This is a genomic window from Pseudomonas sp., from assembly GCF_049590575.1.
Classification (GTDB): domain Bacteria; phylum Pseudomonadota; class Gammaproteobacteria; order Pseudomonadales; family Pseudomonadaceae; genus Aquipseudomonas.
In genome coordinates this window covers 1-20712 of the sequence record NZ_JBAWDE010000273.1, presented here as the reverse complement: position 1 = coordinate 20712, position 20712 = coordinate 1, and the positions used below count along the sequence as shown (strand labels likewise).

Here is a 20712-nt window from a genome sequence, read left to right as displayed (position 1 = left end):
TCGCGAGCAAGCCCGCTCCCACATTTAGTTCAGATTACCAAGTCAACATTCAGTAACGCCGAGCCCAGGCACTTGCCGTGTGCATCCAGCGCCAGCGAGCGGGTCACGCCACCGCGTAAAATCCCCGGCAGCACGAAGTTCAGCGCTTGCACGTTGGGCAATTCATAGCGGCGCACCGGCGCCGCAGCGGGATCGCGTAAACCGGCGAAAAACTCGGCCACGCGTTCGGCGGTCAGCTGTTCACAGAGCAATGCATAGTCCTCGGCTCGATAGGCAATGATCGAGATGTTCGAGGTGTCGCCTTTGTCCCCGGTGCGGGAATGGGCCAGTGTGTGCAGTTTCATGCTTCGATCCTCGGGTTGACCGCGCCACGCGGCAGCAGCAACGACGCTACCGCCACCACTTGGCGCAGGCTTTTACTCGCACCGCCGCCGCCCGACGGGCCATTGGTGTAGAGAGTTTCCACTTCATTGCCGACCCGCACCGCATCGCCGCGCTCTTCACAGCGGGCGGCCACGCGCAGGCGCACTTCCCAGGGCTCGACGCTGCTGCGCGGGCCGTGCAGCGCGTCCATGCCGATCAACTCGGCGCGCACGTCCTGCATCTTCACGCCGATCAGTTCAAGACGTTTAAGGACGACCTCCCGCGCCAACTGAGCCCGCGCGACAGCACCGGGTCCACCGTAGGACATTTGCCCCTCGCCGATCCATCCGTCCAGATAGCCGACGCTGACTTTCAACTGCTCAGGCCGCGCCCGACCACTGGCACCCCTGGCGCGCACGCGATCAACGCCCTCCTCGATGAAACCCACTTGGGAAAAATCGGCGGTCACGTCCGGCGTGAGGTACGCCGCCGGATCATGCACCTCGTAGATCAGCTGCTCGGTGCAGGTGGCGCGGCTGACCCGGCCACCGGAACCTGTGACCTTGGTGATCAAGGCTTCGCCGTCGGCGTTGATTTCAGCCAATGGGAAACCCAGGCGCGCCAAATCGTCCACGTCCTTGAAACCAGGGTCGGCAAAGTAGCCGCCGCTGACTTGCCCGGCGCATTCGAGCAAATGCCCGACCAGCGTGCCGCGCCCGAGCCGCTGCCAGTCATCCGCCGCCCAGTCGAATTCAAACATCTGCGGCGCAAGAAACAGCGAAGGGTCGGCGACGCGTCCGGTGATCACCACATCGGCGTCGGCGCGCAGGGCTTCAAGAATGCCCTCCACGCCCAGGTAGGCATTCGCCGAAATCAGCCGCTCGCCCAACGAGCCGACCGTCTGGCCATTGTCGAGCATGTGTTCAGGCTGCAACGCCTGTAATACATCATCACCCACCACGGCCACGACCTTGAGGTTCAAGCCCAGCTCGCGGGCAATGCGCCGCACTTCAATCGCCGCCGACACCGGGTTGGCCGCGCCCATATTGGTGATCACCCGCAAGCGACGGCGCCCCGCACTCAGGCCTACAAACGGCAACACCCGACGCATGCGCTCGCTTAATAGCGGGTCGTAACCACCCTGTGGGTCGCCGATGCGCGCCTGTTGCGCCAGGGCGATGGTGCGTTCGGCCAGGCATTCGAACACCAGGTAATCCAGGTCGCCCTGTTCGGCCAGTTCCACGGCAGGTTCGATACGGTCGCCGGAATAGCCGGCGCCGGAACCGATGCGCAAGGTTTTCATCTCAAATCACTCCCAGGAGCAACGCGGTCAGGGTCATCAACACCGACGCGGCAAACAGAAAAGGGATGGTGAAGCGCTGGTGATCGGCCAATTCGATCTTGCACAGGCCCACCAACAGGAAGGTCGCGGGGGTCAGCGGGCTGACCGGGAAACCGGTGGTGTGCACGCCCAGCAGCGAGGCCTGGGCCACTTGCAGCGGGTCGACGCCCAGGGCCTTGCCGACTTCGGCGATCACCGGCATCACGCCGAAATAGTAGGAATCGGGGTCGAACAGCATGCTCAGCGGCATCGAAATAAAGCCCACCACGGCCGGGATCAACTTGCCGTGGCCGGCCGGAATCTGCGCCACCGCCACTTCGGCGATGGCCTTGAGCATGCCGGTACCTTGCATGATGCCGGTGAACACCCCCGCAGCGAGCAGGATGCTGGCCATGGTCAGGGCGGTTTTTGCATGGGCGTCGATGCGTGCGCGCTGGGCGTCCACATTCGGGTAGTTGATGCACAACGCCACCACGGTGCCGAGCATGAACATCACCACCGGGTCGACCCAGCCGGCGATCATCACCACCATCACCAGTACGGTGAGGATCAGGTTGACCCAGAACAGCCGGGGCCGACGCAGCTGGATGTCATCGTCGCTGAGCACGCGTTGCGGCACGGCATCCACCGTGGAGCCGGCGCCCAGGCCCAGGCGTTTTTCTTCACGCCGACCGAGCCACCAGGCACAGGCAAACACGAAGATCAGCCCAACGATCTGCACCGGAATCAATGGCTGGAACAGGTCCGCCACCGGCACGTGCAGGGCGGCCGACGAGCGCAGCACAGGGCCGGTCCACGGCAGGAAATTGACCCCGGCGGCCATCGCGCAGACACAGGCCAGGATGCGTTTATCGATGCCCAGCCGCGTGTACAGCGGCAGCATCGCCGGCACCGTCACCAGAAAGGTCACCGCTCCGGAGCCGTCCAGGTGCACCAGCAGCGCCAGGGTCGCGGTGCCGACGACAATGCGTGTAGGACGCGTCCCTACCGTGCGCAGGATGCGATCGATGATGGGGTCAAGCATGCCGGCATCGGTCATGATCCCGAAAAACAGGATCGCGAACACAAACATACCCACCACCGGGGCGACGTTTTTGATTCCGGTAATGATGAAGGCGCTGGTTTGCAGGCCGAAGCCGCCGAGCAGCGCGGCGATGATCGGCAAGGCGATCAGGGCCACCAGTGGCGAAAGGCGTTTGCTCATGACAGCAGCGAGCAGACACAGGATGGTGATGACACCCAGGGTAGCGAGCATGGGTTACTCCAGAGCGGCCTTTGCGGCCGGTTATTGTTTTAGCCCGAGTATTGGAATCGCGTTACCCTTTGTAAATTGGAATGTTCAGCGAGTCATATTCGTAAAAACAAAACGCTCGAGAAAAACAACAATGAAAAATTCGATCCAGCATATTCAGGCGTTTCTTGCCGTCGCGCGTACCGGCAGCTTTACCAAGGCCGCCAACGAGCTGCACCTGTCGCCGTCGGCGCTGACGGTGCAGGTGCAACAACTGGAAGACTGGCTGGGCGTCGCCCTGCTCGACCGCAGCCCGCGCCATGTGACCATTACCGCCGCCGGCCAGGACGCGCGCGGCCCGATGGAAAAGCTGCTGCTGGACCTGGACAACATTGTCGCCGGCTCCCGCGACCTGGCCGCCTTGCGGCGTGGCGTGGTCACCATCGCGGCCCTGCCTTCGGTCTGCGCCGGCACCCTGCCGCCGGCCTTGCGCCTGTTTCGCGAGCGATTTGCCGGCATCGAAGTGCGCCTGCATGACCTGGTGGCGCACCGTATTCACGCCCAGGTGCGCGCCGGCGAGGTGGATTTCGGCATTGGCGTACGGGCGCGGCTCAACCATGGCCTGGAGTTTGTGCCGGTGCTCAATGATCGGTTGTGTGCATTCGTGCCACAGGATCACCCCCTCACCCGCCATCGCCAGCTGACCCTGGAGCAACTGGCAGACCAGCCAATCATCCTTACCGGGCGCGACAGCAGTGTGCGTGAGCAAGTCGATGCGCTGTTCGATGAAACGCGGCTGACGATGAACGCCGGCATGCAGGCCAACTATATGTCGACGGTATTGGCGCTGGTGCGCCAGGGCCTGGGGATCAGCGTATTACCGGAATCGGCGGCGGACAGCCTGGAAGGGTTGAAGCGCATTCCCATCGACCACCAAGGGGTCAATCGCCAGATCGGACTGATCAGCCGCAGTGGCCAGGGGTTGAGCCCCGCGGCGCAGCGCTGTTTCGAATTGCTCAAGGACGAAATGGCCGGATAACCGCAGGTCGACCCTGTGATTTCTGACAGTATCGCGCCGCAGGTTTTTGACGTTTTAATCCCAGCCAACCCAGGGTTGTGCCCTGGCTGGGAGCCCAAAACCATGATCCCACGCCTAGACCATGTGATGGACCGTGCCGTGAGCGCGCTGCTGGGTAAGCAGCAGCCTGATGGACATTGGGTCTTCGAGCTTGAAAGCGATGCGGCAATAACCGCGGAATACGTGCTGCTGATGCACTTCCTCGGGGAGCCCATCGAGCCCGTACTCGGCGCCAAGCTTGCGCGCTACCTGCGCGACCACCAACAAGCGCAAGGCGGCTGGCCGCTGCTGCAGGATGCCGCCTTTGACCTGAGCACCAGCGTCAAAGCCTACTGGGCGCTGAAGCTCCTGGGGCATTGCGAACAAGAACCCGCCATGCAACGGGCCTGTACGCTGATCCGTCGCCACGGTGGCGGCGCCGACTGCAACCTGTTCACGCGCCTCTGGCTGGCCTTGTTCGGCATCATCCCTTGGGAAGCATTGCCGCTGATCCCCGTGGAAGTGATCCTGCTGCCGCGCTGGTTTCCGTTTCACCTGTCGAAGATTTTCTGCATTGCGCGCAAATTCACCGTGGCCTTTTCGATGCTGCAGGTGTTGCGCCCCCGCGCATGCAACCTTCAGCAGATAAGCATCGCCGAACTGTTTATAGAGCCGGCCTGGGCCACCCCGCCACTGCCGCGTGCCGCACATCAGAACACCGTCTTGTTTGCCGTGTTCAGCGCGCTTGACCGGCTGCTGCACCGCGGTCGGCACTGGTTTCCCAGGCGCAGTCGCGAAACGGCAATGCTCAGGGCCCAAGCCTGCATGATCCGCCAACTCAATGGCGAGGATGGCTACGGCGCGGCATTGCCGACCATTGCCATCAGCCTGGTCACACTCCAGGCCCTGGGGTTCAGCCGTGATGGCCCGCTCATGCTGACCGCGCACAAGGCCTGCGAAAAATTGCTGGTGGTCGGCGCGCATAGCGCTTATTGCCAACCCTGCGTTTCGCCCGTGTGGGACACGGCATGGGTGTGCCAGGCCTTGCTGGCCACCGGCGACGAGCGCGCCTTCGCCGGCATCGTGCGGGGCCTGGACTGGCTCAAGCACAAGCAGATTCTCGACGTTGATGGCGATTGGGCGCTCGCCCGGCCACACCTGCGCCCTGGAGGCTGGGCTTTTCAATACAACTTGCCGTGGCACCCCGACGTGGACGACAGCGCTTTAGTCGCCACCGTTATGCAGCAGGCCTCGCAGGCCAACCTTGCGGTGGACTGCAGCGAGTCGATTGCCCGGGCTCGGGAGTGGGTCCAAGGCATGCAAAACCGCAAGGGCGGCTGGGGCGCCTATGAAGCGGAAAACACCCAGTATTACCTCAACAGCATTCCGTTTGCCGAACACGGCTTGATGATCGACGGCCCCAGCGCCGACGTCAGCGCCCGCTGCCTGGCGATGCTCGCAAGGTTGGAGGCGACCCCGACGTCCCAAGGCGCTATTGATAAAGCCGTGCGTTATCTGCTGGCAGAACAACAGCTCGACGGCAGTTGGTTGGGTCGCTGGGGGATCAATTTCATCTACGGCACATGGTCGGCCCTGGAGGCATTGGCGGCGATTGGCTATGACCTGCAGTCACCTGTGATGCAACATGCCCGCGACTGGCTGATCCATCACCAGAATGACGACGGCGGCTGGGGCGAAAACGCCAGCGGTTATGCGCTGGACCACCAGGACCACTGCCCGACGGCGAGTAATCCGTCACAAACCGCATGGGCCTTGTTAGGATTGCTGGCAGCCGGTGCGGTAGACCACTCCACCACGCAACTGGGCATCACCTACTTGTTGAACGCGCAACACCGCGACGGCAGCTGGCGCGACCGCCATGCCACCGGCACGGGAATACCGCGAGCGATGTACCTGCATTATCACGGTTACGCCGAGTATTTCCCGTTATGGGCACTGGCGCGCTATCAAGCACTGAGCCAAGGCCATTTACCAGTGATCGAGGCGAATTGAAGCATGGAGGAATCACTGATACTGGTTGATTGCAACGACCAGCCAATCGGCACCGACTACAAATTGTCGGTGCACCGCCAAGGCCTGCTGCACCGGGCGTTTTCAATCTTCGTCTTCGACCGTCGCGGGCGCTTGATGCTGCAACGCCGCGCCGAGGGCAAGTACCACTCCGCAAACCTGTGGACCAACACCTGCTGCGGCCACCCGCGCCCCGGAGAAACCACCGAAGCCGCCGCCGTTCGACGGCTCGGGGAGGAAATGGGCTTCAACTGCGCATTGCAGGAGGTCACCACGCTGATCTACCAGGCGCAGGTGCCGGGCGACCTGACCGAGCATGAGTTCGACCACATCTTCATTGGCGGGTTTGACGGCGAGCCCGCCCTCAATCCCAACGAGGCCTCGCAATGGTGCTGGGCCGAAATTGCAGCGCTGGAGCAATGGTTACACGCTGAACCCGAGGCCTTTACCGCCTGGTTCAAGGTGATCCTCGCTGATCCGGCCTGCCAGTTGCAGAGCTGGCGCCAACAGGCGTGGGTCACCGAGGAGGCGCTGCGCTACCAGGATGAAATCCTGCCGCGCGTGTCGCGTACCTTCGCGCTGACTATCCCGCAATTGCCCGCCGAACTGGCGGTGGCGGTGACCAACGCTTACCTGCTCTGCCGAATGGCCGACACCATTGAAGATGAACCCGGCCTGAGCCACAGCCAGAAACAGCACTACCAACGCGCCTATCTCGACACCGTGATGGGCACTGGGCAGGGCGGGCTATTCAGCGATGAACTGAGCGGGCACCTGACCGACCAGACACTGGCGGCCGAGCGCGAGCTGATCACGCACCTGCCCCTGGTCCTGGCCGCCAACCGCACGCTCAACCCGACGCAGCGTGAGGCCATCCGTGACTGCCTGAAGGTGATGACCCAAGGCATGCTCGACTTTCAGGGCACTGGCTTGAACGGGCTGGACAGCCGTGAGGACCTGGATCGCTACTGTTACTGCGTGGCCGGCGTGGTGGGGGAAATGCTGAACGAACTGTTTATCGACTTTGACCCGGCACTGGCGGTACATCGCGAAAAACTGCGTCAGCTGGCCGTGTCGTTTGGCAAAGGTTTGCAACTGACCAACATCCTCAAGGACCAGAACGAAGATCGATCACGCGGTGTCAGCTGGCTGCCGCGCGATCTGCTGGCGGACCATGCCAGCCACTCACAGGCCGTGGAAGAGTTGATCGCCACCGCTCACGCCCACCTGCGACAGGCACTGCAATACGCGCTGCTGATCCCGACCCGGCATACGGGGATTCGCCGCTTCATGTTGTGGGCAATTGGCCTGGCGCTGCTGACCTTGCGCCGCGTCAGGCGAAGCCCAGGCGCGGCGGTCAAGGTGTCCCATGCTGAGCTGCGTGGGGTCATGCACCTGACCCGGCTGTCGCAGCGCTCCAACCTGGGCCTGCGGCTGCTGTACAAAATGGCCTCGCACACGCTGCCGCTGGCGCCGTTGCAGGGAACACCCGCTGCCTAGTCGAGCATCGTCACATGCTTGGGATGGTTGGCCACGCGTGTCAGCCAGGCCTGCACCGCCGGGTACGGCGTGAGGTCAAAACCGCCCTCATGGGCCACGTGGGTGTAGGCGTACAGCGCGATATCGGCAATCGAATATTGCTCGCCCACCAGGTACGGCGTGGCTTGCAACTGACGCTCCATCACTCTCAACGCCTTGTAACCGCCCTTGTGGGTGGTTTTGTACTCTTCGAGGCGATCCTCGGGCATGTTCAGGTAGAACTGGATAAACCGCGCCACCGCAATATACGGCTCGTGGCTGTACTGCTCGAAAAACTGCCACTGCAGCACTTGCGTGCGCAGGCGCGGCTCGGAGGGCAGGAATTCGCTGCCATCGGCGAGGAAGTTGAGGATCGCGTTGGACTCCCACAGGCAGGTACCGTCTTCCAGTTCCAGCACCGGGATCTTGCCGTTGGGGTTCTTGGCCAGGAATTCGGCGGTCTGGGTGTCACCCTTGAGGATGTCCACGTCCACCCATTGGTACGGGATGCCCAGCAGGCTGAGCATCAATTTGACCTTGTAGCAGTTGCCCGATTTGTAATCGCCATAAACCTTGTACATGGGGCTCCCCTTATGCCGCTTGCGCGTGCTGTGCTTGACGGACCACTGCGGCCAGACGCCTGAGACCTTCGTCCAGGCGGGCCGGGTCGATATGGCTGAAATTCAGCCGCAATGAGCCAAGGTGCTGGTCCGGCTCGGAAAAGAACGGTTCACCGGGCATGAACGCGACGTCCTGATCGAGCGCAGGAGCCAACAAGGTGCGGGTATCGAGCGGCTGTTTCAAGGTCAGCCAGAAGAATAATCCACCTTGGGGCACTTGCCAGTCAGCCAGGTCGCCGAAGTGACGCTCCAGCGCAGCCTGGAATGCATCGCGGCGCTCGCGGTAGAAGCTGCGCAACGCCACCAGGTGCTCCTGGTACTTGTGTGTGCCGATCCACTGCATCGCCTGCCACTGGCCGACGCGGTTGGTGTGCAGGTCCGCCGATTGCTTGAGTTTGAGCAAATGCGGGAACAGGTCCGGGCTGGCGATCAGGTAACCCACGCGCAGGCCAGGCAGCAGGGTCTTGGAGACGGTGCCGGTGTAGATCCAGCTGGCTTTCTTCAGGCGCCCGGCGATGGGCTGCGCGCTGCCGCCATCAAACGTCAGCTCGCGGTAGGGCTCGTCCTCGATCAGGGTCACGCCGAATTCATCGAGCAAGGCCGCGACGGCGGCGCGCTTGGCTTCGCTGTAGCGCACCGCGGAGGGGTTCTGGAAGGTCGGGATCAGGTAGATGAACGCCGGTCGATGGCGTTCGAGGTTGGCGCGCAGGCTGGCCAGGTCGGGGCCATCGGCCTCCAGTTGCACGGTAAGGCAGTCGGCGCCGAACAGCTGGAAGATCTGCAACGCCGCCAGGTAGGTCGGGCCTTCCAGCAGGATTTCAGTGCCCTTGTCGATGTACAACTTGGCCGCCAGGTCCAGGGTTTGCTGGGAGCCGCTGACTACCATTACCTGGCTGGCCTGGCACGGCACACCCAGGGCACGCGCCTCGGCCGCGAGCAATTCACGCAACTGCGGTTCACCTTCGCTCATGCCGTATTGGCCGATGTTCAGCGGCATACCGTCCCAATTCAACGCCGGCAACATGGCTTCGGCGGGCAGGCCACCGGCGAACGACATCACCTGCGGGCGCTGGGCTGCCGCGAGGATTTCACGGATCAAGGAGCTTTTGAGGCGCGTAACACGTTCAGAGAAGGCCATAAGGTCACCGGTAGCAAAGCCTGTGGGAAATACGTCAAACTGGTTGACCGAAATTACGACAGCTTGAATGGATACGTCAACATGCTTGACCTTAAAAACCAGAACAGCCAGCAGCAGGCCATGGAGGCGTTCTTCTTCGGCTACCAGGCGTTCACCGCCAAGGCCGACGTGATGCTTGAACGTCGTGGCCTGAGCCGAGTGCACCAGCGCATCGTATTTTTTATCGCGCGCTACCCGGCGTTGAGCGTGAAGGAGCTGCTGGAATTGCTCGGCGTGAGCAAGCAGGCGCTGAACATACCGCTGCGCCAATTGCAGGAAATGCACCTGGTGAACAGCGTTGCGTCCGCGGCCGACAAGCGCAAACGCCTGCTGGAGCTGACAGAAGAGGGGCTGCATTTCGAGCAGTCCTTGCGTCGCGAACAGGTGAAGCTGTTGCAACGCGCCTTCGGTGAAGTGGGCGAAGAAGCCGTGATGGGCTGGCTGGCGGTCAACCAGGCGCTCGCCAGCCAACCCTAATCCCTGTGGAGGCACTACAGGTGCCTTTCATCCCCTTTCGTACAGTTAATCGAAAACATTATTTGCTTTCTTTGTATACAAAAGCATAATTCGCTTCGTGCGAGTTCCTGACCTATTGGTCAACAAAACCCGCCAGTACCTCAAAGCGCTGTTGCCCACCTGTGTGACCGGCGCTGGACATAACAATAAAACGCTTGAGGAGTACTCGCTGTGGATAGCCGCAAATCCGAAGCCCCGACGCTGGACCTTGCCCCCTCACCGAACGGCTGGCTGGAACGCCTGTTCAAACTGCGCTTGCATGGCACCACAGTGAAGACCGAGCTGATCGCCGGCCTCACCACCTTCATCACCATGGCCTACATCATTTTCGTCAACCCCAACATCATGGCCGATGCCGGTATCGACCACGGCGCGGCGTTCGTCGCCACCTGCATCGCCGCCGCACTGGGGTGCCTGTTGATGGGCTTGTACGCCAACTGGCCGGTGGGCCTGGCGCCCGGCATGGGCCTCAACGCGTTTTTCACCTACACCGTAGTCGGCACCATGGGCTACCACTGGGAAACCGCGCTGGGTGCGGTGTTTATTTCCGGCGTGCTGTTCATGGGCCTTACGCTCTCCAGGGTGCGCGAATGGCTGCTCAACAGTATTCCAGTGAGCCTGCGCCACGCGATGGGCGCCGGGGTTGGCTTGTTTCTCGGGGTTATCGGCCTGAAAACCGCCGGGATCATCGTCGACAGCCCGGCCACGCTGATCAAGCTCGGTTCGCTGCATGAACCGGCGCCGCTGCTGGCGGCGGTGTGCTTCCTGCTGATCGCCATCCTCAGCTACCACCGCGTATTCGGCGCGATCCTGATCAGCATCATCGCCGTGACCCTGGCCGGCTGGGGCCTGGGCCTGGTGCATTACAACGGCATCCTTTCCAGCCCGCCAAGTCTGGCACCGACCTGGATGGCCATGGACGTAAAAGGTGTATTCAATGTCAGCATGATCAGCGTGGTATTCGCCTTTCTTTTTGTGCACATGTTCGACACTGCCGGTACACTGATGGGCGTTGCGCAACGCGCCGGGCTGGTGAATGCCGACGGCAAGATCGATAACCTGTCGCGAGCCTTGAAGGCCGACAGCGCCTCCAGTGTGTTCGGTGCCATGGTCGGCGTGCCACCCGTCACCAGTTACGTGGAAAGCGCTGCGGGGGTTGCCGCCGGTGGGCGCACCGGGCTGACGGCGGTGACGGTCGGCCTCCTGTTTGTGGCGGCGATGTTTTTCGCGCCGCTGGCCGGCATGATCCCGGCCTACGCCACGGCGGGTGCGCTGATTTACGTGGCGATGCTGATGATGGCGAGCATGGCCCATATCAACTGGGATGAGGCCACCGACAGCATTCCGGCGATCGTTACCGCGATCATGATGCCGCTGACCTTCTCGGTCGCCGACGGTATTGCCTTGGGTTTCATCACCTACGTGGCGCTCAAGGCCGGCACCGGCAAGTACCGTGAAATTTCCGTGAGCCTGTGGGTGTTGTGCGCGATCTTTATCGCCAAGTTCGTCTTTCTATAAAAAAGGAGCAAGCAATGAGTCTGGAAACCTGGCTGCTGTTCAGTGGTGCTGCGCTGGTGGTGATCCTGATCCCGGGGCCGCTGTCGTTGCTGATGATCAGCAACAGCCTGAACTACGGCCTGCGCCGCTCGTACCCGGCGTTTCTTGGCGGGGTGATCGCCTCGATCTGCCTGTTGAGCGCGTCGGCCTTGGGCCTGGGCGCATTGCTGCTCGCTTCTGAACAACTCTTCAACGCGCTGAAAATCGTCGGCGCGCTGTACCTGTTTTATCTCGCCTGGCAAAGCTGGCAGCAGTCGCGCCGGCCGTCCGAGGGCGCGACCGTCCCCCAGGCCGCGCCGGTGCCACGCTTTCGCACACTGTTTGGCCGGGCCTTTGTGCTGGGGGCCAGCAACCCGAAGGACATCCTGTTTTTCGCCGCCTTCCTGCCGCAATTCCTCAGCAGCCAGCAACCCTTTCTGCCGCAATTGCTGATTATGATCGCCACCTGGACCCTTCTTGACCTGCTGTGCAAGCTGGCCTACGGCCTGAGCGCCCACGGCGCTGCGCGGTATCTGCGCAGCGGCAGCGGCCAAAGCTGGTTTAATCGCGTCAGTGCCGCGTTGTTCGGTTGCGCCGCGGTGGCCTCGCTGATCAAGGCTAGAGTGAGTTGAGTTTGACAAAGTACACAGTGGGCGGGAGGTTTGCATAACGCGGCCACTGAATCCCCGCGACGATCCGCACCAGGCGCTGTTGCGCCATTGCACTGCTGACGGTCGCCGATAAGGCCGAATCCTTGTGCGAGTTGAGTGCCAGATTCAGCCACTTATCGGTGAGCTTTGTTCTCAACACAATGCTGGCTCGCTCAACCCACTGGTACATCACGTAATACACATGGCTTGAATGGGGGTGAGTCATCACCAACTCATGCCCTGCATACCGATTACGTGTGACGGCCCACTCGTCAAGCCTGAAGCCCTGCTGCTCCAGCACAGCCTTGACGGCGGCGCGCTGTGCCGTCTGCCGCTGTGCCGTAAGCTGCGCGCCAGAGGACTTGAGCCTCTGCTCCAAGGCCTGGGGCGGCACGAAATCGACCCGTGTGAAGCCCGGCGCCTTGCCTTCGTAACCGATGAATATGGCATGACCGCGCCTTTCGGTGGGTCGCAACATCCCCATTAAATCATCGGTCTGGCCAAGCCTCACCGGGTTGGGCGTCAACCAATGGTCCAGCGTCGCCCGGACATTGAGCAAATGGCTGGCGGTTGCCGAGCGCGAAGCGTCGGCCAACTCGGTGAGCCGGGCAACGGCAAATACCTGGCTGCTTCTCGTCAGGCCAGGAAACGCTCTGGCGACCAGGGGCTCCAGTGGTCCATCGAACAGGCGCGCATGCACCTGCCATTCACCCGCGGGCGTGCGCGATACCGGAATCGGCTGTTCATGCAGCGCGGTGGTCGTCCAGCGCTCGATATCAATGTGGGCCTTGGACACCAACGGTTCGTGTTTGGAGATAAACGAGACAGGGCCCGAGGAGGCACTATCGCCTTGGTGGAGCAACCGGTAATAACCGCTCCCGGAATGCAGCGCAGTGTCATAGCCGGGGCCTAAATGGATGACATTATAGGGAAAACCCGGCGGCTCCATGGGCACGTGATAGACCCCGGAAGCCGATGAACGCATCGACTGAATCGGTGGGGTTGGCGTCCGCCAACTGAACCAATAATTGGCCGGAGCGGGCGACTGAAGAATCCGGTTTTGCAGGGCACCGCTGACGTTCGGTGGCTGCCAGCTCAACGCGGGCGCAGGCGGCTGCCAAGGGCGCAACACCCCGGAACTCGGGCCCGCCACTGGTGCATCCGCGCCCAACAGCCACTCCCCGGGTTCATGAATGGTCAAGACCAACTCGTCCTGCCTGGGCGAGCCCCTGTTCTTCAGGCGATAGAAGTCTTCGCCGTCGCGGCGGTAGACAGGGTAGTGCTGCGCATCATCCACAATGAAGTGCTCACTGTTTTTCACAAAGACCCCCTTCTGCCCCTGCCCCGTCAGCGCGACGGCATCGTGGTCCCCCTTCGGCAACCGGAAACGCTCCAGGGGTGTCAGACGCGCGAGCGCAGACGGCGGCCTGGACAATGGGGAAACCCGGCCAAACGGTGAGGCCGTCGAGCGGTGAATACGATTCAAGCCAGCATTTATCGAACCGATCATTGGCCGCCCCACGCTTCCCACCTTCGGCTTGGGTCCCGGAACAAAGGTCAGCAATAGGTCGATGGTCAACAACACGGCGCCAAACGCCACCGCCACCGCATCCCGAGGATCGCCATGGAGGTGATAACGCCGCGCGGTGAGCAGCAGTTCATAGAGCTGGTTGCCCAAGCCGAAAAACGGTACGAACATCGCCAGCAAGGCGCGCCTGCGCCAGTCTTTTTCCTCTTCCAGCCGCTGTTCCCGGTATTTTTCCAGGGTCTTGCCGGAATGACTGCCGGCCTGGGCCTGGGCCTGCTGGTCGAGCACTCGGGCCTGATACAGCAGGGCCATGGCATCGGCGTGGGAAGTAGGCACCAGCGCCAACCAGTTCAGTGCGTCACTGGCAATTTGCTCGTGGATCTGTTTTTCAATGTCCTCGACGAGCGCGGTAGGAGCCCGGTGTTTGATCGCGAACGAACGCACAAACTCGCCCCCCTGCCAAACCCCCTGCAGCATCGCGTACCCCGGGTGAACATTGCCCACGACCGGCAGGAGTGAACGCGACTCACCGGGCGTTTCACCAGGATTATGCGTGATGGCTTCAAACGCCCACCCCGGCGCGACGTGGCAGGCCAGTGCGGTGACAGTAGCCGGTGATGCCAGGCTGCGATTCAGATGCGCCTGGGCCTGCCGCAGGCTGGCATGTTCACTGATGCTCAGCGCATCCGGCGCAGTCGGCCAGTAGACCACGCAGCGTTGGGAAATCCGGTCATGTAGTACCAGGATGCCGGCGATGTAGCGGTCATGCAGCAAGGTGTGGCCGACCAGGTGAACCACGTGCAGCTGCAAATGGTCAGCGTGTTTACGCAGGTCCTCGGCTGTGCGTGCGCCCATTGCGGTGTTGAACAGGCGCTGGGCCTGTGCGCTCAGCCCTTGTTGCGCCGCCGAATAGAGGTGAGCAGCGGCAGCGTCCTGCACGGCACGCCTCAACAGTTCCGGGACGCGCACTTCACTCAACCCGTGCGCCCCGGCATCCGGTGGGTAAAAAACCCGCTTGATCAACGTGTCGTACTGCCCGCCGATATCCAGAGCGGAGACCATGCCGATCAAATACTCTGGGTTCAGTGGCTGCTCCCAGGTGGGTTGCAAGTAACGGGCATAGTTGAAACGCCACCGGGTAGGCATCATCTGTGGGTCCAGATTGTGCAGGGCCAGTTGCAGCAGGCTGAAACACGTACGCTCAGCGCTTGGCGTCAACACCGGCTTGCGATCACCCACCGTACAGCCGCTTTCCCAGCCACAGAACCTGCTGTCGACCTGGTCGGGCATCTCGATGAAAGGGGTGTCGATATCGATCAACGGGGACAGGCCATCCTCGCGCAAGCGCGCAACCAAGAGGTTGCGGCCAAAGGTGTGCAGGTCCGGCAAGTGCACGTTAATGCGGCTTTCATACGCAAAGTTGCTGCCCAGGTAACGCCCCTGCAAGTGCTTGAAACGCCTGATCTGAGCCGCCGTCGCATCGCTCAGCCACGTCAGCAGTTGTTGCTTTGCACCGAAGGCTTTTCGCACCAGGTCAAAATTCGCACGTGCATGAAGCAAGGCATCACCGGCCGGCGCACTCAAGTGCGCGTCCAGCTCGGCCGCCAGCAACAGACGGCTCAGTTGAACATTCTGGGTTTCGCTGAAAACAGCAGTGCCGCCCTCAAGGCCGCGCTGCAGGGCGATGTAGCTTTTGAACAGCCGCTTGAGGGTCAGCAAAATCGGGTTGCCCTCCATAGGCGCATATCGCAGGGTCAGGGTTTGACCGGCGACATGCTCACGCACCGCCTTGCGGTTCAGCCGCTCGACGGAGCGCCATAACGGCGACTCATCGGGGCTGCCGAGGCTGGCCTTGATGCCTCGCGATACAGCCCCAAGGCTGGCGAATGTCATCAGCCCGCCGTCGCGCCCAAGCGCACACAGCACCACCGGGACTTTTGCGCCAGGGTCACTGATCGCGGCGCTGCGGGTGACCACGAACAGGTTGTGCAGGGGCACAAAGGCGTCGGACTCACTGCCTGGAATGACCGCCAACACACAGGTTTCACTGCCCTGGCGTTTACTCGCCAGAGGCTGGTCCAGCACTTCGATCAGCACGTCCCGATGGGGGGTGCCGATCAAGCTCAGTCGGTGCTGTAACTGCACCTCGCTGCGCAGCCTGTCGATCCATGTGTAAATCACCGAAGCAATGCGTTTATCCTTGCCGTTGGGACGCGCTTTCCAGAATGCCGTATCAAATAGTTGCAACTGCGCGTCGCACAGCAGTGAGCCCAGCGTGCCTGCCTGGACCTTGAGCTGATCCTCAAGCGCCGCGAATGCTTGAAAGGCTTCGGTGTCTTTGCCGGGATCTTCTGGGGCCAACAACCTCATCAGGCCGCGTTCATAGCGCTTGACCTGTTGCAACACGGTGTTCAGTGCCAGGCCCGGTGCCGTGCTGGAGAAAATGATTTCCTCGCGTCGCCGGCGCTGGTCCCAGCTCAACAGTTCACGGCGAATGCCGCCCAGCGGCGCCCTGCCCACCCAGTGTTTCCTGCTGCGCTCGACCGCTCTGAGAAAACGTGCGGCGTTCGGCACTGCTGGCTCGAGCCTGCGGGAATAGACCTGTGCGAGGTTGATCGACACGGCGCACGCCAGCTCGTTTTCCCATTGCCCCTCCAGCACCGCCTGCGCACTGAGGGCCAACGCATCGCCGGTCAATGCCAGCCCTCGGCCGCCCGCCACAGCGCCCTCCCCAGGCGTGCACACCTCATGTCGGCGCCGCAGTGGCAGGCACTGCCACAAGTCGTCGAACAAGGCGCCGTTGATCAGCGCCACCAGGCCACACTGCAAGTGTTCGAAGGATGGGTACTCGTAGTAGTTGCGCCGAGCGCCGGGCAAAAAAATCACGTGCGGCATACCGCTGGGGTCGCCCTGACGATAAATATGCAGCGCACCGAGAATCGGCATCAGTCGAGGGCCGACACCCGGCCACATCAACTCGCACACCTGGACACTGGCCCATTGCTCCCCCGCGCGTTGACGCGCCTCCATCGTCGGTGCGTCGACCAATGCCTGGACCATGGCCATTCCTGCACTCGACAGCTCGTCCAGTTGCCGCGCCAAAAAAGCCTGGTCGGCAAACAGCTGCTTGTGCGACTCAACCCAGTGTTCCTTGCGCGTCTGCCAGCCCCCCGGAGCCAGCGCCTGCCAGTACTGGGCCCATGCCTGGGCGAGCCGCGCAAACAGATTGAGCGCGGCGACCCGCTGCAAGGCCTCCAGCGCGGTGAAAGGCAACTTTTGCGTCGGCTCCCCCTTGAGGCTGACGGCAGTGAAATGATTGAGGTTGATAGACAACGAAGGCAGGACCAGCACTTGCAATGCGCGGTCGGTCAAGGTATCGACTTTTTGTGCGACAGCCGGCGGCTTGGGCTCGGTGAAGAGCAGACTGTCCGGGTCCAGATCAAAGGTTTTACGCAGCACGGCGCGAATGACCCGCAGCACCTTGGGTGCATTCAGGATCAAGCGCGCGCGCGATTTGACCGATTCGCTGCAACGCCAGTCAGCGGCCGCAAGCCGATTGATCAGCACACTGGGGCGGGGAGCGGCGTTAATCCGTTGCGTCAGCCGCTCACGCATCGCGTGCAACGCGTCTTGGTCAGACGTATCCGGGTCTTCGAGATCGGCGATGGGCGTCGGAATCTGATCGTCAGGTGTGGTCACGGCAGTATCTTCGTCGGGGAAAACACCCAGCCTATGCAACGCTCACGCCTATGAGGCGCTAGATAATTGAACGCTGTCGCGCGCAAAAAAAAGCCCGCAGTGTGGGCGGGCGAAAAACCAACGAAGAGCTTTGGGGGTGTGAAGCGAGGTGACGACTCAGCTACCGCGATAGGTGGAGTAGCTGTAAGGCGAAATCAGCAAAGGCACATGGTAATGCTCCTGTTCGGCGCTGATGCCAAACCGGAGTACCACCACATCAAGAAAAGCCGGATCGGGCAGCTGCAAGCCACGCGCGCGGTAGTAAACGCCGGCACTGAACTGCAACTGGTAGACACCGCTGCGGTAATCATCGCCGTGCAGCAACGGTGCGTCGCAGCGGCCATCGCTGTTGGTCACGGTGCTGGCGACCAGCTCCAGCTGCGCGCCCTCGACGCGGTACAGCTCAACCTGGATGGCGCTGCCGGGGCAGCCGTGGGCGGCATCCAGCACGTGTGTGGTCAATCGTCCCATGGGTCGGGTCTCCCTTGAGTGGAATGGAAATGGGCCGCACCTTTGCAGGGCATGAATATCTCGGCAATGAGCTGATTAAGACACTTTTAATGAAAATTGTACACAATAAAAATTAAAAAGTTTTGCACGCCCCTGCTGGCATTGGATCTGGTACTGAAAAGTCAACGAGCCTTGCTTTTAAACGACCTTTTATCCATTTACTGACCAACCGGGCAAGTTTCTTGCAGTGCTAAGCTACGGCAAGCGCCTGGAAAAAATGCCGAAATACAGGCTTACAAAGTGACCATCAAGTTGTATACAATCAGTCCATCGCTGTGACGCCACTGGGTCTTTCGGCCGGCCGCCACACACTTGCTACCACGCACAAGAAGGAAGACTGCAGTGAGCGCTGACTACCCACGCGACCTGATCGGTTACGGCAGTAACCCTCCTCACCCCCACTGGCCGGGCAAGGCACGCATCGCGCTGTCGTTCGTACTGAACTACGAAGAAGGCGGCGAGCGCAACATCCTGCACGGCGACAAAGAGTCCGAAGCCTTCCTCTCGGAAATGGTCTCGGCGCAGCCGCTGCAAGGCGCGCGCAACATGAGCATGGAGTCGCTGTACGAATACGGCAGCCGTGCCGGCGTGTGGCGCATTCTCAAGCTGTTCAAAGCATTCGATATCCCGCTGACCATCTTCGCCGTGGCCATGGCCGCCCAGCGTCACCCGGACGTGATCCGCGCGATGGTCGAGGCCGGTCACGAAATCTGCAGCCACGGCTACCGTTGGATCGACTACCAATATATGGACGAGGCCCAGGAGCGCGAGCACATGCTCGAAGCCATCCGCATCCTCACTGAGCTGACCGGCGAACGCCCGCTGGGCTGGTACACCGGCCGCACCGGGCCGAACACCCGGCGCCTGGTGATGGAGGAAGGCGGCTTCCTCTACGACTGCGACACCTACGACGACGACCTGCCCTACTGGGAGCCCAACAACCCGACCGGCAAGCCGCACCTGGTGATCCCCTACACCCTGGACACCAACGACATGCGCTTCACCCAGGTGCAGGGTTTCAACAAGGGCGACGACTTTTTCGAGTACCTCAAGGACGCGTTCGACGTGCTCTACGCCGAAGGCGCCGAAGCACCGAAGATGCTTTCCATCGGCCTGCATTGCCGCCTGATCGGCCGCCCTGCGCGCCTGGCCTCCTTGAAGCGCTTTATCGAATACGCCAAGGGCCACGAACAGGTGTGGTTCACCCGCCGCGTGGACATCGCCCGCCACTGGCATGACACCCATCCGTACCAGGGAGCCGCCAAGTGACCGCTTTCCAGACCTTGAAACCGTCGAGCCTGAGCCGCGACGAATTCGTCGCAGCCTTTGCCGATATCTACGAACATTCGCCATGGGTGGCCGAAAAGGCCTTCGACCTGGGCCAGGACGCGTCGATAGACCAGATCGAAACCCTGCACCAGCGCATGAGCGACATCCTGTTGAGCGCCGATCACACCAGTCAACTGGCCCTGATCAACGCTCACCCGGACCTGGCCGGCAAAGCCGCCGTCCAGGGCCAACTTACCGAAGCCAGTACCCATGAACAGGCTGGCGCCGGTATTCACCACTGCACGGCCGAAGAGTTTTCTCGCTTCACCGAGCTGAACGAGGCCTACAAGGCCAAGTTCAAGTTTCCCTTCATCATGGCGGTAAAAGGCAGCAACCGGCACCAGATCCTCGCCGCGTTTGAAACGCGCATCCATCACTCGGTCGAGGCCGAGTTCAAATGCGCACTGGCCGAGATCAACAAGATCGCGTTGTTCCGATTACTGACTCTTTAAGCAGACCTCGCCCGAGCGCTCATGACGCCCAGGGCCTGGCGAGCATCCCAAGCCACTCTATTTAAGGCAGACAAGAAGAATGAAAGCTTACGCCGTACCTTTCGAGAAGTTCGTCAACCTGGCCGACGCCCGTCTGGGCACCAAGATCATCTCGGTGACCGATGACTGGTTCGCTGACGCCAACCGCCTGTTCCAGCCGACCCCGGCCGTGTGGAAGGAGGGCGTTTTCGATGACAACGGCAAGTGGATGGACGGCTGGGAGTCGCGCCGCAAGCGCTTCGAAGGCTATGACAGCGCAGTCATCCGCCTGGGCGTACCGGGCTCGATCAAAGGCGTGGACATCGACACTTCATTCTTCACCGGCAACTACCCGCCGTCTGCCTCGCTGGAAGCCTGCTTCCTGGCCTCGGGCGAGCCTGACGAAAACACCCAGTGGGTGGAAGTGCTGTCGGCCGTCGAGCTGCAAGGCAACAGCCACCACTACCACGAGATCAACCACGACCAGGCTTTCAGCCACCTGCGCTTCAACATCTACCCGGATGGCGGCGTGGCGCGTCTGCGTGTGTACGGCGTGCCGTTCCGCGACTGGTCCTCGGTGGGCGACAACGAACAGGTCGACCTGGCTGCCGCGCTGAACGGCGGCCGTGCCCTGGCGTGTTCCGATGAACACTTCGGCCGCATGAGCAATATCCTCAACCCGGGCCGTGGCATCAACATGGGCGACGGCTGGGAAACCGCACGCCGTCGTACGCCAGGCAATGACTGGGTGATCGTCGCACTGGGCCACCCAGGCGAGATCGAAAAGATCATCGTCGACACCCTGCACTTCAAGGGCAACTACCCGGACACCTGCTCGATCCAGGGCGCGTTCGTCAAGGGCGGCACCGACAGCCAGATCGAAACCCAATCGCTGTTCTGGCGCGAACTGCTGCCGGCGCAGAAACTGGAAATGCACGCCGAACACACCTTCGCCGAGCAGATCAAGGCGCTGGGCCCGATTACCCACATCCGTCTGAACGTGTTCCCGGATGGGGGCGTGAGCCGCCTGCGCGTTCTCGGCAAGGTCGCGAAACAAGGGTGAGCCCAATCGCGGGCAAGCCCGGCTCCCACAGGG

16 protein-coding genes are annotated in these 20712 nt (G+C 61.8%); 9 read left to right on the top strand and 7 right to left on the bottom strand.

What is annotated here, in order from left to right; translation table 11 throughout:
- Window positions 1-29 precede the first annotated feature (29 nt).
- From WBR57_RS18955 to WBR57_RS18945, 3 genes are read right to left on the bottom strand one after another with little or no spacing between them, the layout of a single operon-like run.
- On the bottom strand, window positions 30-344 hold the full coding sequence (locus WBR57_RS18955) for an AtuA-related protein (RefSeq protein ID WP_424085533.1): 315 nt from the start codon (window positions 342-344) through the stop codon (window positions 30-32).
- A complete protein-coding gene (locus tag WBR57_RS18950; RefSeq protein ID WP_424085531.1) occupies window positions 341-1666 on the bottom strand; it encodes an acyclic terpene utilization AtuA family protein in 1326 nt (441 codons plus the stop codon). Before WBR57_RS18950 ends, WBR57_RS18955 begins: the two co-directional genes overlap by 4 nt.
- A gap of 1 nt (window position 1667) precedes the next feature.
- Window positions 1668-2960 (bottom strand): CitMHS family transporter, encoded by a 1293-nt coding sequence (locus tag WBR57_RS18945; RefSeq protein WP_150095518.1) that lies wholly within the window; start codon window positions 2958-2960, stop codon window positions 1668-1670.
- Window positions 2961-3090: 130 nt separating this feature from the next.
- Between WBR57_RS18945 and WBR57_RS18940 the strand changes: the two genes are divergently transcribed.
- The 3 genes from WBR57_RS18940 to idi all read left to right on the top strand — a co-directional run bounded on the left by WBR57_RS18940 (window position 3091) and on the right by idi (window position 7524).
- Window positions 3091-3975 carry a LysR family transcriptional regulator gene (locus tag WBR57_RS18940; protein ID WP_424085529.1) on the top strand — a complete coding sequence of 295 codons (885 nt, stop codon included), beginning with the start codon at window positions 3091-3093 and terminating at the stop codon, window positions 3973-3975.
- A gap of 102 nt (window positions 3976-4077) precedes the next feature.
- The gene (gene shc, locus WBR57_RS18935) at window positions 4078-6006 is read left to right on the top strand and encodes a squalene--hopene cyclase (RefSeq protein ID WP_424085527.1); all 1929 of its coding nucleotides are present in this window, start codon (window positions 4078-4080) and stop codon (window positions 6004-6006) included.
- A gap of 3 nt (window positions 6007-6009) precedes the next feature.
- A complete protein-coding gene (gene idi / locus WBR57_RS18930; protein ID WP_424085525.1) occupies window positions 6010-7524 on the top strand; it encodes an isopentenyl-diphosphate Delta-isomerase in 1515 nt (504 codons plus the stop codon).
- On the opposite strand, the gene WBR57_RS18925 is transcribed toward idi, so the two are convergent.
- Together WBR57_RS18925 and WBR57_RS18920 are read right to left on the bottom strand one after the other, a co-directional pair.
- Entirely contained in the window at window positions 7521-8123 is a 603-nt protein-coding gene (locus tag WBR57_RS18925) for a glutathione S-transferase family protein (RefSeq protein WP_424085523.1), read from the bottom strand. The two genes, idi and WBR57_RS18925, sit on opposite strands and share 4 nt — an antisense overlap.
- A 10-nt stretch (window positions 8124-8133) precedes the next feature.
- A complete protein-coding gene (locus WBR57_RS18920) occupies window positions 8134-9300 on the bottom strand; it encodes a PLP-dependent aminotransferase family protein (RefSeq protein WP_424085521.1) in 1167 nt (388 codons plus the stop codon).
- Window positions 9301-9381: 81 nt separating this feature from the next.
- On the opposite strand from WBR57_RS18920, the gene WBR57_RS18915 reads away from it, so the two are divergent.
- From WBR57_RS18915 to WBR57_RS18905, 3 genes are all read left to right on the top strand, one after another.
- On the top strand, window positions 9382-9816 hold the full coding sequence (locus WBR57_RS18915; RefSeq protein WP_424085520.1) for a MarR family winged helix-turn-helix transcriptional regulator: 435 nt from the start codon (window positions 9382-9384) through the stop codon (window positions 9814-9816).
- A 210-nt stretch (window positions 9817-10026) separates the two neighbouring features.
- Window positions 10027-11373: an NCS2 family permease gene (locus tag WBR57_RS18910; protein WP_424085519.1), complete on the top strand. Its 1347-nt coding sequence runs from the start codon at window positions 10027-10029 to the stop codon at window positions 11371-11373.
- A gap of 14 nt (window positions 11374-11387) precedes the next feature.
- Window positions 11388-12023: a LysE family translocator gene (locus WBR57_RS18905; RefSeq protein ID WP_424085518.1), complete on the top strand. Its 636-nt coding sequence runs from the start codon at window positions 11388-11390 to the stop codon at window positions 12021-12023.
- Here WBR57_RS18905 and WBR57_RS18900 read toward each other — a convergent pair.
- Window positions 12010-17268, bottom strand: coding sequence for a dermonecrotic toxin domain-containing protein (locus WBR57_RS18900; protein ID WP_424085516.1), 5259 nt, complete (start codon window positions 17266-17268; stop codon window positions 12010-12012). The two genes, WBR57_RS18905 and WBR57_RS18900, sit on opposite strands and share 14 nt — an antisense overlap.
- A gap of 156 nt (window positions 17269-17424) precedes the next feature.
- Entirely contained in the window at window positions 17425-17778 is a 354-nt protein-coding gene (gene uraH, locus WBR57_RS18895) for a hydroxyisourate hydrolase (RefSeq protein ID WP_424085514.1), read from the bottom strand.
- 381 nt (window positions 17779-18159) lie between these two features.
- On the opposite strand from uraH, the gene puuE reads away from it, so the two are divergent.
- From puuE to alc, 3 genes are all read left to right on the top strand, one after another.
- On the top strand, window positions 18160-19086 hold the full coding sequence (puuE, locus tag WBR57_RS18890; protein WP_424085512.1) for an allantoinase PuuE: 927 nt from the start codon (window positions 18160-18162) through the stop codon (window positions 19084-19086).
- Window positions 19083-19598, top strand: coding sequence for a 2-oxo-4-hydroxy-4-carboxy-5-ureidoimidazoline decarboxylase (gene uraD, locus WBR57_RS18885; protein WP_424085510.1), 516 nt, complete (start codon window positions 19083-19085; stop codon window positions 19596-19598). Before puuE ends, uraD begins: the two co-directional genes overlap by 4 nt.
- A gap of 79 nt (window positions 19599-19677) precedes the next feature.
- The gene (alc, locus tag WBR57_RS18880; RefSeq protein ID WP_424085508.1) at window positions 19678-20679 is read left to right on the top strand and encodes an allantoicase; all 1002 of its coding nucleotides are present in this window, start codon (window positions 19678-19680) and stop codon (window positions 20677-20679) included.
- Window positions 20680-20712 lie beyond the last annotated feature (33 nt).